11 protein-coding genes are annotated in these 14,752 nt (G+C 73.0%); 8 read left to right on the top strand and 3 right to left on the bottom strand.

The window, feature by feature from the left end; translation table 11 throughout:
• Nucleotides 1-67: 67 nt before the first annotated feature.
• The 3 genes from ACZ4VW_RS21395 (at nucleotide 68) to ACZ4VW_RS21385 (ending at nucleotide 4,006) form a co-directional block, all read left to right on the top strand.
• Nucleotides 68-871: an ABC transporter ATP-binding protein gene (locus ACZ4VW_RS21395; RefSeq protein ID WP_467964649.1), complete on the top strand. Its 804-nt coding sequence runs from the start codon at nucleotides 68-70 to the stop codon at nucleotides 869-871.
• Nucleotides 872-932: 61 nt separating this feature from the next.
• Nucleotides 933-1,928 carry an ABC transporter substrate-binding protein gene (locus tag ACZ4VW_RS21390; RefSeq protein ID WP_467964647.1) on the top strand — a complete coding sequence of 332 codons (996 nt, stop codon included), beginning with the start codon at nucleotides 933-935 and terminating at the stop codon, nucleotides 1,926-1,928.
• A complete protein-coding gene (locus ACZ4VW_RS21385) occupies nucleotides 1,928-4,006 on the top strand; it encodes an iron ABC transporter permease (protein WP_467964645.1) in 2,079 nt (692 codons plus the stop codon). The genes ACZ4VW_RS21390 and ACZ4VW_RS21385 overlap by 1 nt, the downstream gene beginning before the upstream one ends.
• Nucleotides 4,007-4,163: 157 nt before the next feature.
• On the opposite strand, the gene ACZ4VW_RS21380 is transcribed toward ACZ4VW_RS21385, so the two are convergent.
• Entirely contained in the window at nucleotides 4,164-5,699 is a 1,536-nt protein-coding gene (locus ACZ4VW_RS21380) for an MFS transporter (protein WP_467964643.1), read from the bottom strand.
• Between the two features lie 191 nt (nucleotides 5,700-5,890).
• Here ACZ4VW_RS21380 and ACZ4VW_RS21375 point away from each other — a divergent pair, with 191 nt between their 5' ends.
• Genes ACZ4VW_RS21375 through ACZ4VW_RS21355 form a run of 5 tightly spaced genes read left to right on the top strand, consistent with a single transcriptional unit; the run spans nucleotide 5,891 to nucleotide 12,931 of the window.
• Nucleotides 5,891-7,702 carry an IucA/IucC family protein gene (locus ACZ4VW_RS21375; protein WP_467964641.1) on the top strand — a complete coding sequence of 604 codons (1,812 nt, stop codon included), beginning with the start codon at nucleotides 5,891-5,893 and terminating at the stop codon, nucleotides 7,700-7,702.
• Nucleotides 7,703-7,714: 12 nt separating this feature from the next.
• The gene (locus tag ACZ4VW_RS21370) at nucleotides 7,715-9,253 is read left to right on the top strand and encodes a pyridoxal phosphate-dependent decarboxylase family protein (RefSeq protein WP_467964637.1); all 1,539 of its coding nucleotides are present in this window, start codon (nucleotides 7,715-7,717) and stop codon (nucleotides 9,251-9,253) included.
• The gene (locus tag ACZ4VW_RS21365) at nucleotides 9,250-11,034 is read left to right on the top strand and encodes an IucA/IucC family protein (protein WP_467964635.1); all 1,785 of its coding nucleotides are present in this window, start codon (nucleotides 9,250-9,252) and stop codon (nucleotides 11,032-11,034) included. Before ACZ4VW_RS21370 ends, ACZ4VW_RS21365 begins: the two co-directional genes overlap by 4 nt.
• Nucleotides 11,031-11,618, top strand: a complete 588-nt coding sequence (locus tag ACZ4VW_RS21360; RefSeq protein ID WP_467964633.1) for a GNAT family N-acetyltransferase — start codon at nucleotides 11,031-11,033, stop codon at nucleotides 11,616-11,618. The genes ACZ4VW_RS21365 and ACZ4VW_RS21360 overlap by 4 nt, the downstream gene beginning before the upstream one ends.
• Nucleotides 11,615-12,931: a lysine N(6)-hydroxylase/L-ornithine N(5)-oxygenase family protein gene (locus ACZ4VW_RS21355; RefSeq protein ID WP_467964631.1), complete on the top strand. Its 1,317-nt coding sequence runs from the start codon at nucleotides 11,615-11,617 to the stop codon at nucleotides 12,929-12,931. Before ACZ4VW_RS21360 ends, ACZ4VW_RS21355 begins: the two co-directional genes overlap by 4 nt.
• Nucleotides 12,932-13,004: 73 nt before the next feature.
• Here the strand turns inward: ACZ4VW_RS21355 and ACZ4VW_RS21350 are convergent, their stop codons facing one another.
• Nucleotides 13,005-13,289: a hypothetical protein gene (locus tag ACZ4VW_RS21350; protein WP_467964629.1), complete on the bottom strand. Its 285-nt coding sequence runs from the start codon at nucleotides 13,287-13,289 to the stop codon at nucleotides 13,005-13,007.
• Nucleotides 13,290-13,529: 240 nt separating this feature from the next.
• A complete protein-coding gene (locus ACZ4VW_RS21345; protein ID WP_467964627.1) occupies nucleotides 13,530-14,591 on the bottom strand; it encodes a trypsin-like serine peptidase in 1,062 nt (353 codons plus the stop codon).
• Nucleotides 14,592-14,752: the final 161 nt, after the last annotated feature.

Genomic DNA, 14,752 nt, shown 5'->3' with positions numbered 1-14,752 from the left:
AGGCGTGCCTTACCTAAGTTGTATGGTGGCGCCGTCGGTTCGGCGGTGGTGAAGGGATGTGGTGTCCGTGGGTGATGTCCGCCTGGTGGCGAACGGCCTCGATGTCGGGCATGGCGGCCGTCCGGTGCTGAAGCAGGTGGACGCGTCCTTACGGGCCGGCGGGATCACCGTCCTGGTGGGTCCCAACGGATGTGGGAAATCAACCCTCTTGCGGACGATGGCCGGTCTTCTCCCGCCCCTCGGCGGCGAGGTGAGGATCGACGGAGAGCCGATCGGCTCCCTCGGGCGCCGTGCGCTGTCCCAGCGCCTCGCGTTCCTTCCCCAGTCGTCCCAGGCGCCGGCCGGCGTCACCGTCCGGGAGCTCGTACGACACGGCCGGTACGCTCACCGCGGCGCCCTCGCCCGTCACACCGACGCGGACACGGAGGCGATCGACTGGGCGCTCGACGTCACGGACGCCGCTCCGCTGGTGGAGCGCCGGCTCGACGAGCTGTCCGGAGGCGAGCGCCAACGAGCCTGGCTCGCAATGGTGTTGGCCCAGAAGGCGGGCGTGCTCCTGCTGGACGAGCCCACCACGTACCTCGACATGCGCCACCAGTTCGACGTGCTCGACGTCGTACGGCGCCTGGCCCGTGAGCACGGCATCGCCTGTGGTGTGGTGCTGCACGACCTGATGCAGGCGGCCGCCTACGCCGACGAGGTCGTCGTCGTCGCCGACGGCGGGATCGCGGCCTCCGGAACCCCGGACGAGGTGCTCAACCCCGAGGTCATCCAGCGGGCCTTCGGGCTGCGCGTCAACGTCGTCCGCGACCCCGCGACCGGGTACCTCGCCTGCTTCCCGCAGCGGTCCGAGGCCACCGCCGCGTCCTGACCCAGGGCGCACCCCCGACAGCGGTTTCCCGCACTGCCCCGTACACAAGGAGATGCTCACCATGCAGAGAATGCTGCGCGCCCTCGCGACCGGCGGTACCGCCGTGGCCCTCATGCTGACGGCCGTCGGCTGTGGATCCGGCACGGTCGGCGACACCACCGACGACAAGACGGGCGGCAAGCAAACCACGGGCGGCAAGATCACCGTGGACACGGCACTGGGCAAGGTCAGCCTGGACAAGGCCGCGACGAAGGTCGTGACGCTGGAGTGGACCTACGCCGAGGAACTCGTCGCTCTCGGCGTCGCCCCGGCCGGCAACGCCGACAACAAGGGGTACGGCACCTGGATCACCGCACAGGGCGCGGCCCTGCCGGCCCAGGTCACCGACGTGGGCAGCCGCAACGAGCCCAGCCTGGAGAAGATCAAGGCGCTGCAGCCCGACCTCATCGTCGTCGACAACGAGCGGTCGAAGGCCAACCTCAAGCAGCTCCAGGACATCGCGCCGGTGCTGGCGTTCACGTACACCACCAAGCCGCAGCTCGACACGATGAAGAAGAACTTCACCGAACTGGCGAAGGCGGTCGGCAAGGAGGCGAAGGCCGCCGAGGTGAGCGGGCAGATCGACGCCAAGGCCGCCGATCTCAAGGGCCGTCTGGACAAGGCGGGCAAGGGCGGGATGAAGTACGCCCTCGCCCAGGGCTTCACGGCCAACGGCGCCGCCTCCATCCGCATGCTCACCGACGACGCCATCGCCCCGCAGGTGCTGAACCTGGCCGGGCTGAAGAACGGCTGGAAGGGCCAGGGCGACGCCTGGGGCATGACCACGGTCGGCGTCGAGGGCCTGACCCAGGCGGAGAAGGACTCGACCTTCCTCTACGTGGCCGCGGAGAAGGACAACCCGTTCACCGGTGACCTCGCGGACAACGCGGTGTGGAAGGGCCTGGACTTCGTCAAGAACGACAAGGTCCTGCCGCTCGACCCGGGCACCTGGCTCTTCGGCGGGCCGCTGTCCGCGCTCCACATCCTGGACGAGACCGGCAAGGCCCTGAAGGTCTGATGGCCTCGGAAGGACTGACGGCCGTCCCGGCCCGTCCGCTCGGCAGCCGCCCACGAGCCCTGCTCGTGGGCGGCGCCCTGTCCCTCGTCCTGTGCCTGGTCGGCGTGGTCCACCTCGGTCTCGGCGCGTCCGGGGTCGGCATCGGCGACATCGTGGACCTGCTCCTCGGCCACGGCGACGCCCGGACCGAGGACGTCCTGGTCGGCAGCCGGCTGCCGCGCACCCTGACCGGTCTCGTCGTCGGCATCGCGCTCGGCGTCTCCGGAGCGCTCGTCCAGGGAGCGACCCGCAACCCGCTGGCGGCGCCCGACACGCTCGGTGTGAACGCCGGAGCGTACTTCGCCGTGGTGCTCGTGGCCTTCACCGGCGTGAGCCTGGGCCCGATTCCCGCCGGCGGCGCCGCGTTCCTCGGCGGGCTCCTGGCGGTCGGCCTGGTGTACCTGCTGACCAGCGGCGGTGTCCTGACGCCGGGGCGGGTCCTGCTCGCCGGGGCGACCGTCGCCCTCGCCGCCACCTCGGCGGCCGAGTTCCTGCAGATGCTCGACGTGCAGGCGACCCGCGGCCTGTTCTTCTGGGGCAACGGCACGCTGCTGCAGTCCGGTCTGGAACGGCCGCTCACCCTCGGCGCGGTCGTGGTCGCCGGCGCGCTGCTCGCCCCGCTGCTCGCGCGTCCGCTGGATCTGCTGGCGCTCGGCGACGAGACGGCCCAGGCGATGGGCGTACGGGTCGAGCGGATCCGCCCCGCCGCCTTCCTGCTCGCGGTCCTGCTGTCCGCCGCCGCCGTCTCCCTGGCCGGTCCGATCGGTTTCGTCGGACTGATCGGCCCGGTCATCGTGCGGCAGCTGGGATTCCGCAAGCACGCCCTGCTGATCCCGGCGGCGGCGCTGCTGTCCTGCGCGCTGGTGCTCGGCGCCGACGCCGCGGCCCAGCTGATCGTGTCGCCGTCCGCCACACAGCCCGCGGAGATCCCCGTGGGCGTGGTCACGGCGCTGATCGGCGGCCCCGTCTTCATGGCGCTGGCCCGCCGCGTGAGCACCGGCGACGCCGACACCGGCGCGGCCGTCGTGGTCTCGGACCGGCGCCGGGGCCCCACGTACGCCGTCGCGCTCGGCGGCGGACTGGTCGCCCTGGCCGCCGCGATGGCCGTCTCGCTGCGCCTCGGCGACGTCGAGATCAGCTGGAGCCAGCTCGGCGCGGCGCTGTTCGGATCCGCGGAGCAGATCACCACGGCGGTGGTGGACTTCCGGCTGCCGCGCATTCTGCTCGCGGCCCTGGCCGGCGCCTGCCTGGCCGTCGCCGGCGCGGCCGTGCAGGCGGTGGTACGCAACCCGCTGGCCGAACCGGGGCTCGTCGGTGTCACCGGCGGGGCGTCGCTCGGAGCGATCACCATCATCCTGCTCGTCCCCTCGGCGCCGCTGGCGGCCCTGCCCGCGGCGGCAGCGATCGGCGGTGTGCTGATGCTGGTGCTCGTGGTGTCCGTGGCCCGGGGCACCAGGAGCGGCGGACGGTCGGGCATCGACCCGACCCGGGTGGTGCTCGTCGGCATCGGCGCCGCCGCGACGTCGATGGCGCTGGTCAACATCATGGTCGTGGGCGCACAGATGAACATCGCGTCCGCACTGGGCTGGCTGGCCGGCAGCACGTACGGCCGTGACTTCTCCGCACTCGGCTGGCTCGCCGTTCCCGCCCTGGTCGCGGTGGTGCTGGTGATCGCCGCCCGGCCGGTGAACCTGCTCGCCCTGGGCGAGGAACTGCCGCGTGCCCTCGGGCTCGAACTGGGCCGCGCCCGGCTCCTCGTCCTGGGCGCGGGCGCCGTGCTCGCGGCCGGTACGGCCGCGGCGGTCGGCGCCGTCGGCTTCGTCGGGCTCGTCGCCCCGCACCTGGCCCGGCGCATCGTCGGCAACCACGCCGCGCGCATGGTGCCGATGGCCGCCGTCCTGGGAGCGGTCCTGGTCGTCTCCGCGGACGCCCTCGGCCGCTGGCTGCTCGCCCCGACGGAGATCCCGGTGGGCATCGTGACCGCCCTGCTCGGCGCGCCCTACCTGGTGTGGCTGCTGCGCCGTACGCGTGACGTCTGAGACGCCGGACGACGGAGGGCGCCCGCGCGGTCCGGCCGGCCGTACGCGGCGGGCGCCCGCCGCCGCGAGAGCGACCTGCCGTGGAAGGCGGGGCTCCCGCGGGCGGCTGCCCGCCGGACAGGCCGCGCGCCCCGAACGGCGGCGGCCTGCCGGCGTGTCACGAGGTCTGTGGAGCGTGGGACCTGGGGCGGTCCGCGGCCGCGGTGGCCGGCTCCGGGGCGGGCCTGAGCGTGCGGGCGGTCAGGACGCCGATCAGGCAGACGAGTGCGGAGGCCAGGCACACCGCGCCGAACGCGCCGGAGAACGCCGATCGGGCGAGTGGCTGGAGCGCGGGGGAGAGAAGTTCGAACCTGCCCGTCTCGACCGCCTCCCGCATCGGCGCGCCGGCGGCGGCGTCGCCCAGACCGCTGTCCAGGCGGGCGGCGAACACCGCGCCGAAGAGGGCGACTCCGGTGGCGGTGCCGAGCGGATAACAGGCGTTGGTCAGGCCCGAGGCCATCCCGGCCCGGTCGGCGGGCACGGTGCTCACCGCCACACCCATCAACGGTGGGAAGATGACGGCCCCTCCCGCGCCGAGCAGCACCAGACCGGCGACCGTGGCCGCCTGACCGCCACCGGCGGAGCCCCAGCCGCCACCCCAGCCGGCCGCGGCGGCCAGCCCGACCAGCCCGAGACCCTGCGCGGCGAAGCCCCAGGCCACCAGCACGTCGGCCGCCACCGCCCGCTGCAGCCGGGAGACGAACATCCCGGTCAGCAGCAGACTGCCCGTCAGCGGCAGCAGGTGCACACCGACTTCGAGCGGCGAGTACCCGTGCGTGCTCTGCAGCCACAGGGTGGTGAAGGCGAGCACGCCCAGGCTCGACAGCCGGGCGAGGAAGCCCAGGACCGCCGCCCCCGTGAAGGACCGGATCCGCAGCAGGGCCATGTCGATCAGGCCGCCGCCGCGGCGCTGACTCGCCACCAGGGCCACCGCGAGCACCACGCCGACGGCCGCGGAGACCAGCACGCCCGGCGCCAGCCACCCGGTTTCGGGACCGGTGACCAGCGGGTAGTGCAGCGCCAGGAGGACGCCGACGGCGAGCACCGCCCCCCACGGATCGACGCGCCGCCGAGTGTCGCGGGGCGCGGCGGACTCCGGCATCCGCATCAGCGCGCCGACCACGGTCAGGACGCCGATGGGCACGTTGACCAGGAAGATCCAGCGCCAGCCCAGCAGATGGACGAACACCCCGCCGACGATGGGGCCGAGCGCTCCCGCCGCGGAGGCCACCAGGGCGTACGCCGCGATCGCCGCCTGGCGCCGGGCTCCCTCGTACGCGGCGGCGATGAGGGCGAGGGTCGGCGCGAACACCATGGCGCCGCCCAGTCCTTGGGCGGCGCGGGCGGCGATGAGGGTCGACGCGTCGGGCGCGAGGCCGCACGCGGCCGAGGCGAGGGTGAACAGCGCCATTCCGCCGGTGAAGACCGCTCTGCGGCCGATGCGGTCGGAGAGCGCCCCGGCGGTGAGGAGCAGCGCTCCGAACGCCAGCGAGTACGCCGAGACCGTCCACTGCACCCTGCCCAGCCCGGCGTCCAGGTCACGCGCGATGCCGGAGAGGGCGACGTTCACGACGGTCACGTCCAGCGTCATCATCACGCCGCCGGCGCTGACGAGGGCGAACGTCCATCGAGGGGTACGGGGGCGGGACGGCACCGCTGCTCACCTCCGGGTGAGGTCCGGAAGGACGGCCCTTTTGAGACGGGGGCGATCGCGCCACAGTCGTCAACTGGCCATCCCTGTCCGAAAGTTGACCTTGTTCATTAGGTAAGCCTAACCTAATGTAGCTGCGCTCGGACGTCCAGGCGTTCGAGCGCCCTGATCCAGACAGATATCGGAGCCGCCTGATGCCCCATCACGCCGACCACCCCGTGCCCGCGCTGCCCGACGTGGCCCCCGCGGCCTGGCGTGAAGCCAACCGACGACTTCTCGCCAAAGCGATCGGCGAGTGGTGTTTCGAAGACATGCTCAAAGCGGTCGGGACGGGTGACGGCGGCTATCGCGTCGACCTCGACAGCGGCACGACCTACGCTTTCCAGGCCACGCCCGGCGCCTTCGGCTGGCTGCGTGTCGACCCCGAGTCGATCACCCGCACCGCCACCAGCATGCTCGGCAACGCCATCGCCCAACCCGCTTGGGACGCCCAGCAGTTCCTCATGGAGGCGGCCTCCACGATCGACAGCGACGCGTCCACCGTCGCCACGTACTTCACCGAACTCTCCGCCACCCTGGCCGTCGACGCGGCCCGCCTCACCCACGGCGGCGAAACCGTCGCCGAGCTGCGGGCACTGGGCCACACCGAGCTGGAGTGCCGCATGACCGGGCACAACCTCCTCGTCGCCAACAAGGGCCGGATCGGCTTCTCGGCCACCGACGTACGCCGGTTCGCCCCGGAGTCGGCCCAGCGGGTGAACCTCCTGTGGGTCGCCGTCCACCGCGGACTCGCCGAGTTCCGGGGCACGTCGGAACTGTCCGAGGAGAGCGTCCTCGCGGAGGAGCTCGACGAGGGGACCCGGAGCCGCTTCACCCAGGTCCTGGCCGACGCCGGAGTCGATCCGAGCGGCTACGTCTGGATGCCCGTACACCCCTGGCAGTGGGACCACGCCGTCCAGACCCTGCACGCCGCCGACGTGGCGCAGCGCCGCATCATCCCGCTCGGCGAGAGCCCCGACGCATACCTGCCCGGCCAGTCCATCCGTACGATGGCCAACGTCACCACGCCCGGCCGGTACGACGTCAAACTCCCGCTGAAGATCCTCAACACCCTTGTCTGGCGCGGCATACCGCCGCACTGCACCATGGGCGCCCCCGTCGTCACCCAGTGGCTCCGCGGCCTGGTGGAGCGCGACCCCTTCCTCACCGACGAGTGCCGGACCGTCTTCCTCGGCGAGGTCGCCTCGGTGACCGTGCGCCACCCCTACCTCTCCACACTCGAGGAAGCGCCCTACCAGCACCTGGAGACCCTCGGCTGCATCTGGCGCGAATCGGTGACCTCGCGCAAGGACCCGGACGAGCGGGTCCGCACCTTCGCCTCGCTCCTCCACGTCGACCACACCGGAGACGCCTTCGTCGCCGAGCTCGTCCGCGCCTCCGGCCTGGACCCGCAGGACTGGCTGCGCCGCCTCTTCGACACCCTCCTCGTCCCGGTCCTGCACGTGCTGTACCGGTACGGCGTCACCTTCAACCCCCACGGCCAGAACACTCTCATCGGCTACGACGAGAACGACGTACCCACCCGCCTGTACCTGAAGGACTTCGTCGACGACGTGTGCGTCTCCTTCACCGACGTGCCCGAGCGCGGCCCGGAGCCGGACGGGCACGACCACGTCCTGCCCCGCAAGCACCCGTCGATCATCAAGCAGCACGTCGTCGACCAGGTCTTCGTCGGCCACTTCCGCTACCTCGCGCCGCTCTGCGCGGACCAGCTGGGCGTGCCGGAGAAGACGTTCTGGCGGCTGGTCCGCCGGACGATCCTCGACTTCCAGAAGCGCTTCCCCGAGCTCGCCGACCGGTTCACCGAGTACGACCTGCTCACCCCCGAGATCCCCCGGTACGGCCTCAACCGCGACCGGATCGTCGTCACCCGGTACGGCGACCGCGCCCTGCGCCACGCGCTGTACCCGAACGGCACGCACCCCAACCCGCTCGCCGAAGGCTGAGGAGTACCGGCCGTGACACCGCTGACCCGTACACGCCCTCCGCGCCCCGACTTCCCTCGCTCGCTGCTCGCCGGCTCCCACGACGGACTCGCCGAAGCCCTCGCCGTCCTGACCGAGGCGGTCGACGCCGCGTCGGCCGCCCGCCGCCCCGCCGGCCCCCTGCCGGCGGGCACACCCGCCGAGGTCCTCGCCGCCGCCGCCCGCGCGCTCGGGCCGGCCGAGCTGCCCGCCGAGGGCCTCGGGGCCAAGGCGGCGCTCGAACTCCTCGCCACGGTGCTCGTCGAGCACGGCATCGACCTCTCGCACCCCCGGGCCGCCGCCCATCTGCAACCACCGGCGCTCGCCGTCGCCGTCGCCGCCGACACCCTGGCGAGCGCGGGCAACGCCTCGCTCGACACGTACGACTCGGGCCCCTCGGCCATCGCCGTCGAACGCTGGCTCATCGGCACACTGATCTCCCTCGCCGGACTCGGGGAGCGCGCCGACGGCGTCCTCACGCCCGGTGGTTCCCTCTCCAACCTGATGGGCCTGCTGCTCGCCCGGGACGCCGCCGCCCACCGGCGCGGCATCGACGCCCGCGAACACGGCGTCGCGGCGCTCCCGAGGCCCGTGGTGTTCTGCTCCGAGATCGCCCACTTCTCCACCCACCGGGCCTGCGCCGCGCTCGGGCTCGGCGAGGCCGCCGTCCACGTCGTACCGGCCGACGCGCACCGGCGGATGCGGCCGGAAGCCCTGGCCGCGGCTCTGGACTCCCTCGGTCCCGACCGGACACCGGTCGCCGTGGTCGCCACCGCCGGCACCACGGACTTCGGCTCCATCGACCCGCTCCCGCAGATCGCCGAGATCGCCTCCGGGCACGGCATGTGGATGCACGTCGACGCCGCCTACGGCTTCGGGGCGCTCTTCTCCGAGCGCCTGGCCGGCCGGCTGGCGGGCTTGGAGCTGGCCGACTCGATCACCCTCGACCTGCACAAGATCGGCTGGCAGCCCGCCGCGGCGAGCGTGCTGCTGGTGTCCGACACGACCGCCTTCACCGCCCTCGACCGCGAGGTCGCCTACCTCAACCCGACCGACGACTCCGAGGCCGGCTACGACGGATTGCTCGGCCGCAGCCTCCAGACCACGCGCCGGCCGGACGCGGTGAAGGCCGCCGCCACCTTCCTGACGTACGGCCGAAGCGGCATGGGGCGCATGGTCGACGCCTGCCACGACCTCGCCCGCCACGCCGAGCGCCGCATCCTCGCCGAACCCGAACTCGAGCTGGTCTCCCCGGCGGAGCTGACCACCGTCGTCTTCCGCTTCCGCGGCGCGGACCCCGCGCGCTCCGACGCCCTCAACGGCGCCCTGCGCAGACGCCTCCTGGAGTCCGGCGACGCCCTCATCGGGCGGACGGAGGCCGCGACGGAGGGCCCCGGCTCGCCGAAGCGGGTGTGCCTGAAGTTCACCCTGCTGAACCCCACCACGACCACCGACGACATCGACGGCCTCGTGGACGCCGTCCTCGACGCCGGCCGCACCTGTGAACGCACCATCGAGGAGGACGCCGCATGAGTACGACCACCACGGCGGCAACCACCCGGACCGACCCGCTGCACGACCTGGACGCCCGGGGCGCGGCCGAACACGCCCACATCGAGGCGCTGCTGCGCTGCTGGCTGCGCGAGACCGGCACACCCGTCGTCCCCGGCCCGCTCCGCGTCGAGCTGCCCACCGCCGGCCTCGCCCTCGTCACCGAGGTGACGCACTGTTCGCCCACCGGCTGGCACCGCTTCGCCCCCGCCCGCCTGGAAGGCCCCGGAGGCCCGCTCGGGACGACCGCCGACCCGGTCACGGCCGTCGCGCTGCTCTCCACCGAGGCGGCGGTCAGCGGCGGCAGCCGCCCCGGCGGAGTCCCCGCCGGGGAGGTCGCCGACCTCGTGGAGCGCACCGCCGAGTCCGTACGCCGCGTCGCCGCCTTCGTCTCCGACCGCCGCGCCCACCCGAGTCCGCCCGCCGGAGTGGACGGCTTCCTCGACGCCGAACAGGCTCTGCTGCTCGGGCACCTGAACCACCCGGCGCCCAAGAGCCGCGACGGGATCTCCGACCACGACGCGGCCGCCTTCTCACCCGAACTGCGCGGCTCCTTCCGGCTGCACTGGTTCGCCGCCGACGCGTCGGTCGTCTCCCACGACGCCGTCGAAGGAGCCCCCTCGCTGGCGGGCCGGGACACGGTCGCGCTCCTCGCCGATCTGGCCGGACAGCGCCCGGACGACGGCCGGATCCTCGTCCCCGCCCACCCCTGGCAGGCACGGGACCTGCTGCACCGCCCCCGTATCAAGGCCCTCGTCGACTCCGGCGCGCTGGTGCCGCTCGGCGAACAGGGCCCGGAGTGGTGGCCCACCTCCAGCGTCCGCACCGTGTACCGGCCGGACGCCGACGTGATGCTGAAACTCTCCCTCGGTCTCCGTCTCACCAACTCCCGCCGTGAGTCGACCCGTACGGAACTGCGCCGCGGCCTGGAGATCAACCGGCTGCTCGACGCCGGGTACGCGAAGAGCACCTTCCAGGCCCACCCCGGCTTCGCCATCACCCGCGACCCCGCCTGGATCGCCGTCGACGAGCCGGGCCGGCCCGAAGGCCCGGACGTCACCGGCCTGGACGTCGCCGTACGCGAAGTGCCCGAGGGAATCGCCGACCTGCGCTGCCTCGTGGGCCTCGTCGCGCCGCGCCCCGGCCTCGGCCGCAGCGCCCTGGGCGAACTGGTCGCCCGGCTCGGCCCGGGAGCCGCCGAGCGGTGGACGGCCGACTACACCGACCACGTCCTGGTCCCCATGCTGCACCTGTACGCGGCCACCGGCATCGGCTTGGAGGCACACCAGCAGAACACCCTCGTCCGGCTCGACGAAAGCGGCCGCGTGACCGGCGGCACCTTCCGCGACAACCAGGGCTACTACCTGGCCTCCTCGTACCTCCCGAACCTCCTCGAGCGGCTCGGCGCCGGCTCCTCCACGCTCGCCGTCGTCGACGACGCACTCGTCGACGACCGGCTCTCCTACTACCTCCTGCGCAACCAGGCCCTCTCCGTCGTCGGCTGCCTCGCCGTCGACGGCCTGGCGGACGAACGCGACCTGCTCGCCGTCCTCGCCGACCGGCTGCGCGCGGCCCTCCCCGCCCTCGCCCAGGCGGGCCCCGACGGCGACCGGCTCGCCCGCCGCTGGCTGGAGGCCGACACCCTGCCCTGCAAGGGAAACCTGCTCACCCGCCTCCACGGCATCGACGAGGTCCTCGCCCCGCTCGACGCCCAGTCCGTCTACCTCGACGCCCCCAACCCCCTCCAGGAGGCCGCCTCATGACCTCGGTGGACCACAAGCCCGGCGAGACGATCCCAGGCCCGCCGCTCCCGCTGCTGAGCGGCCGGTGGACGGCCCGGGTCGCCCGGGCCGAGGGCGCCGACCTGGACCTCGTGCACGGCTGGATGCAGTCCCCGCACATCGACGCCTTCTGGCACCAGGCGTGGCCGCGGGAGCGCTGGTACGAGGAGATCGCCGGCCACCTCGCCGGCGACGCGATCCTGCCCGTCCTCGTCGACCTGGACGGCCGGCCGCTGGCGTACATCGAGGTGTACCGGGTGATCCGCGACCGGCTCGCCGGGCACTACCCCGAACTCCCGCGCGACCTGGGCGTCCACATCGCCATCGGGGAGGCCGAGCGCACCGGCAAGGGCCTGGGCCGGACCCTGCTGCGGGCGCTCGCCGAGGGGCTGTTGGCGGCGGACCCGCGGTGCACCCGGGTGGTGGCCGAACCGGACGTCACCAACGGGCCCTCGCTCCGGGCGTTCGAGGCCGCGGGCTTCCGGCCCGCGGGCAAGGTCGTCTTCCCCGACAAGACGGCCGCCCTGATGATCCACCCGCGCCGAGAGGAGGACATGCCCCGATGAGCGACCTCACCACCACCCACGACGTGGTGGCCATCGGCTGCGGCCCCTTCAACCTGGGCCTCGCCGCGCTGGCCTCGACCGTGGACGACCTCGACCTGGTCGTCCTGGAGGAACGCCCCGAACTGACCTGGCACCGCGGCATGATGTTCGGCGACGCCTCGATGCAGGTGAACTTCCTCGCCGACCTCGTCACGCTCGTCTCGCCCAGCCACCCCCTGTCGTTCCTGGAGTACCTCCACGACATGGACCGGCTCTACACCTTCACGGTGCGGGAGAACTTCTTCCCCTCCCGCCGCGAGTACGAGGACTACCTGCGGTGGGCGGCCGCCCGGCTCCCCTCGGTCCGCTTCTCGCACCGCGTCGAGGAGGTCCACTGGGATGCCGGAGCCGAACTCTTCACCCTGCACGTCGTACGCGGCGACGGCACCCGGCTGCGGATGCGCGCCCGCGACCTCGTCCTCGGCATCGGTACCGCGCCGTACGTGCCGGACGCCCTCGCGGGCCTGCCGTCCTCCGCACTGCTGCACACCTCCGACTACCTGTACCGGGCGGACGACGTGGCGGCCGCGGGCAAGGTCACCGTGGTCGGCTCGGGCCAGTCGGGCGCGGAGGTCGCCGTCGACCTCCTCACCCGCAACCTGGACGGCGGGCCCGCCGTGAGCTGGCTGACGCGCACGACCTCTTTCGCGCCGCTCGACTACACCAAGATGGTCCTCGAGATGACCACCCCGGCGTACATGCAGTACTTCCACTCCCTGCCGGAGGACGTACGGGACCGCCTGGTCGGCGAGCAGTGGCAGTTCTACAAGGGCATCTCCACCGACACGCTGGAAGAGGTCCACGAGCTGCTCTACCGGCGCCAGCTGGACCACGGCCTCGCCGATGTGGAACTGCGTTTCGGGATCACGGTCGAGGCGGCCGAGGTGGACGCGGCGGGGCGGACCGTGCTGACGTGCCGGCACCGCGACTCGGGGGAGCGCTTCGAGCACACCACCGACCTCGTCGTGGCCGCCACCGGCTACCGCAACCGCACGCCCGCCTTCCTGGACCCGGTCGACGAACTGTTCCTCCGTGACGGCCGAGGCCGCCCCCGGGTGCGCCTCGACCACTCCGTGGAGCTCGCGGAGGGCGTCGCCGGCCGCGTCTTCGTCGCCAACGCGGAGGTCCACTCCCACGGCGTCTCGGCGCCGAACCTGGACATCGGCGCGATCCGCAACGCCACGATCCTCAACGCGATCACCGGCCGTGAGGTCTACCGCCTGCCCAAGCGGAGCGCCTTCACGAGCTTCGACGTCCCGAGACGGGCCGTGTGACCGAAGAGCGCCGACCGGGGCGCCTCCTGCGCACGAAGGCGGAGGAGGCGCCCCGGTCGCGTACGGCCGTACGTCAGGCCAGGAGCTGACGGACGAGGCGGAGCGGCAGCCCGGACGAAGGAGCCAGGGCGAAGGGGATGCCGAGCGTGCCGCAGAGACGCTCCGTACGCAGCAGGGCGCTGAGGGTGGCGGAGGACGGGGTGGTGTTCGGGGGCAGCTCCATCACGACGCGTGACGGGCGGTGGGCGTACAGCAGGGCCTGGATGTCGAGCACGGCGGCGGCGCGGTTCGTGACATCCAGCTGGCAGCAGACCTTCAGCGACAGGATGCCGCTCTCCATGGTGTGCCTGATGAGCATGACGACCTCCAACCCGCCCCATGGGGCGGCGCCGGTGTCCTGGGGACGCCCGGCGACGTCACCTCTCAGGGGCAGGCGATGCGCGGCGCCATCGGTGCGTCTTCGGGATCAGTGTCCCCCGAGGTCGGACGGCTGTCGCGTCCAGCCGCCCTGACCCCGCCCCACCACGGACCCGGAGGTCTGTCCACCGGACGAGGGCCATGGGCCTCTGTCCACCGGACGAGAGCTGTGGGACATGGGCTAGACCCAGTTCACCTCCGCCCGGGCCAGCAGCGGGTCCTCGACCAGCTCCCACAGCGGAACGGCGAAGTTTCCGAGCCGGTAGCGGCCGCCGAAGTGCAGGCCGAGGACGCGGTGGTCCGTCAGGTCGAACACCGGGGAGCCGCTGTTGCCGCCCAGGGTCGAACAGTCGTGCTTCATCACCAGGTTGCCGGGGGTGAACTCCGTCGCGGTGCCCGGCTGCAGGCGCTTCACGTTGTACACGTCCATGAAGATCCGCCGCATCGACTCGGGCTCGTTGCGGCGGCCGTCCCAGGCCGGGTAGCCGATGACGTACACCGGCCGGCCCGGCAGGCTCGCCGGCGCGTCCGCGGCCAGCGCGAGCGGGGAGGGCAGGGCGCTCCCGGCGGGCGGGGCCACCCGCAGCAGCGCCATGTCGACGTCCGGGTGGATGCCGATCACCTCGGTCACCTCGTACGTGGGCGGGCCGGCGGCCGGCGCGGGGCTCGCGGACAGCTCCTCGCCCGGGTCGACACGGGCGGACATGCCCTGCTGGAAGGACCAGCCGGCGTCCTCGGTACGGCTGAACTCCACGGCCACGTGCCGGTTGGTCATCACCGTCTCCGGACCCACCAGGAACGCGGTGCCGACCCAGTCCAGGCTCGGGTGGCCGGTCACCTCGACCCGCCCGACGCGCGCGATGGACTCGCGGATCGCCGCCCGGCCGGCGTCGAGGACGGACCAGTCGCCGTCCTGCGCGACGAAGTCCTGCCCCTGCACCAGGATCGCCGGCCTGCCCTCCAGGAGGACGATCGCCTCCACCCCGAAGTACTCGTCCTCGTCGATCTCGTCCGCGCGGCCACCGGCCAGCTTCTCCAGACCGGCGACGCCGGCTTCGAGCACCCGGGCCCGTTCCTCCTGCGCGAAGCGGGAGATCTGGCCCGCCGGAGCCTCGCCCGCCGGCAGCTCCTCCACCGACTCGGAGATCTCCGCCTCCAGGTGCGCGCGCACGCGGGCGGCGACGCCCCGCAGGTCGTCGAAGACCTGCTCGGGTCCGGTCGCGACCGGTGATCCGTACCGCATCTCCCGCCACCTCCTCCTCGGTTCCTCGTACGACGGTTCCTCACGCCTCGGTCCTCGCGCGGCCCACGCTCCCGCGGCACAGGCTCGCACGGCCCACGCTCACGCGGCCCACGCTCACGCGGCCCACGCTCACGCGGCCCACGCTTACGCCGCCCACGCTC

It is taken from the genome of Streptomyces sp. NPDC029139 (assembly GCF_055564335.1).
This window is presented reverse-complemented; position numbering and strand designations above follow the sequence as displayed.